This window comes from Streptomyces sp. NPDC055078 (genome assembly GCF_053607985.1).
Genome location: NZ_JBSGUP010000981.1, coordinates 1 through 2,107, shown reverse-complemented (window position 1 = coordinate 2,107; position 2,107 = coordinate 1). Strand labels below are relative to the sequence as shown.

Here is a 2,107-nt window from a genome sequence, read left to right as displayed (position 1 = left end):
TCACCGTCGTCCGCTCGATCGGCGGGACGGACGGCAAGAACGCCGCCAAAGCCATCCGCTCCGCGCGCCGCCGCTGACGGCTGCCCGCGTCGCCCCGACATCCGCCGGGGCGGCAAGGGGAGCCGGGACAGCCCCGGCCCGGGGGGAGCGGTATGGCGTTCAAGGCAGGCGAAAAGGTCCTGATCACGGCGTGCGCGGACGACCCCCGCGCGGTCGGCAGGACGGGCCGGATCGTAGACGAGGTGCCGCCCGGACCGCTGACAGCCGGTCGGTGGACCGTCCACCGCATCAGCGTGTTCATCGGCCCGGTCCTGTGCCACCCGCACGAGCTGGAGCGTGCCTGACGGTCGCCCGTCCGCCCCGGGGTCTCCCGGGACGGGCGGGGTGCCGGACAGACCGGCCCCGGAGACGGAGCACCCCTATGGCACAGCAGGAAGAGCGCGAACCCAAGCTCACCACGGGCGAGAAGGCCCAGGTCGCGTGGTACATCGCGCGGATGGCGAAGCGCGGGATCGCTGCCCGCAACTCGCCCACGGGCGACGTCTACCAGACCGACCTTCAGCGGAAGTTGGAGCGGGTCCTTGAGCAGGCGCGCAAGCGCGAGGAACGCGAAGCCAAGACCAAGAGCTAGCTACCCCGGGGCGACCGCCCGCTCTCGCCAAAGAAGCGCGGTCGCCCCGAGCCCATCCACTACTCATCGAGCAGCAGGGAGATTTCAGCATGACGGACGGCAATGTCGTTCATCTCTTCAAACCCTCACCGGGTGCGGACGCCCCGGTGTCCCCCGTGGTCACGCCCGCCCCTGGCCTTGCCGGTGCCGGTGGTGTGGCTGGTCGGGTGCCGTTGTGGGTGCGTTCGGGTCGTGCGGTGCGTGCGGCTGTGGCGGATGAGCGGACCCGGGTGGCGTGTGGTCTGGTGGTGCGGCACGGCTCCTACGTCGTCGGTGGCGGGCGGGTCGTGGTCCGCCGGGCGTGGGACGGGCGTACCGCCGCACGGTATGAGCGGATGATCCGCGCGGCCGAAGCGGCGGGGAACTACGAGGCGGCTGCTGAGTGGGAGGACCGGGGCAGGCAGTTTCGGGCGGCGCGTCATCAGCGCCGGATGGACCTGATCACCGCCCCGCAGCGGGCCGCGAAGAGCGCGGTCATGGGCTCAGCCCTGGGTGCGGGCGGTCTGCTCGCTCTCGGGATCGCGCTGGCGGTCGCCAACGAGGACATCGGTGATGTCCTGGCCCCGACGATGGCCGTGATCGAGCTGGTCCGGTGGACCGTCGTGATCGTGTCCGTGGTCTGGGGCCCGCTGATGGCTGTTGGTCCGTGGCTCGCCCTGCTCGGTCTGTGGGCGGTGGGACGGCACCGGCAGACCGCCCCGCAGTGGGCACTCCCGGCCGACCAGCGCACCAGCGTGGAAGGTGCTCCGGTCACTCCCTCGATCGTGGTCACCGCCCTGCGCGATCTGGGGATCGCTCCGCTCAAGGCAGCGATCCGGGAGATGGGCGACGCCGGGGCCGCGATGCTCGGCCCGATCCGGATCGCGGGATGCGGCGTGGAAGTCGATGTGACCTTGCCGTCAGGGGTGTCGACGGACGAAGTGCAAAAGCGCCGGCGGAAGCTCGCCGAGAATCTCGCCCGGCACGAACACGAGGTGTTCATCATGATTCCGCAGGCCGCGCGCACGGTACGGCTGTGGATCGCCGATTCCGGTGCACTGGATGAGCCGATCGGCCCGTCCCCGCTGGTCACCGACCCGACCCTGACCGCCGACCTCTACACCGGCCGCGCCCCCTGGGGTCAGGACCTGCGCGGAGACGCCGCCCTACTCAGCCTGCTGCAACGGCATCTGCTGATCACCGGTCTGTCCAACCAGGGCAAAACCGCCTCGCTGCGCGCCCTGGCGCTGTGGCTGGCGCTGGACACAAGCGTTGAGTTCCGGCTCGCCGACCTCAAAGGGGTGGGCGACTGGCGCATGTTCGAGGGACTGGCCACCGTCCTCATCCAGGGCCCGACCGACGCTCACGTCATCCAGGCGACCGGGATGCTGGAAGACGCCGTGCGGGAGATGGAACGCCGTATCACCGCGCTGGAGCAGTCCGGCGCGACCGACGGGG

Annotated in this window: 3 protein-coding genes; all 3 read left to right on the top strand. The window is 70.9% G+C overall.

What is annotated here, in order from left to right; all coding sequences use genetic code 11:
• Window positions 1-152: 152 nt before the first annotated feature.
• The gene (locus ACWF94_RS39370) at window positions 153-344 is read left to right on the top strand and encodes a hypothetical protein (protein ID WP_453496519.1); all 192 of its coding nucleotides are present in this window, start codon (window positions 153-155) and stop codon (window positions 342-344) included.
• A gap of 77 nt (window positions 345-421) precedes the next feature.
• Window positions 422-631 carry a DUF6257 family protein gene (locus ACWF94_RS39365; RefSeq protein ID WP_453499920.1) on the top strand — a complete coding sequence of 70 codons (210 nt, stop codon included), beginning with the start codon at window positions 422-424 and terminating at the stop codon, window positions 629-631.
• An 89-nt stretch (window positions 632-720) separates the two neighbouring features.
• Window positions 721-2,107, top strand: a 1,387-nt coding sequence (locus ACWF94_RS39360; protein WP_453499918.1) for an FtsK/SpoIIIE domain-containing protein, incomplete at its 3' end; no start/stop codon positions are given.

What these genes read in the sequence shown, in the direction of transcription:
- ACWF94_RS39370 (WP_453496519.1), top strand. Translation starts at nt 153, where the DNA reads ATGGCGTTCAAGGCAGGCGAAAAGGTCCTGATCACGGCGTGCGCGGAC.
- ACWF94_RS39365 (WP_453499920.1), top strand. Translation starts at nt 422, where the DNA reads ATGGCACAGCAGGAAGAGCGCGAACCCAAGCTCACCACGGGCGAGAAG.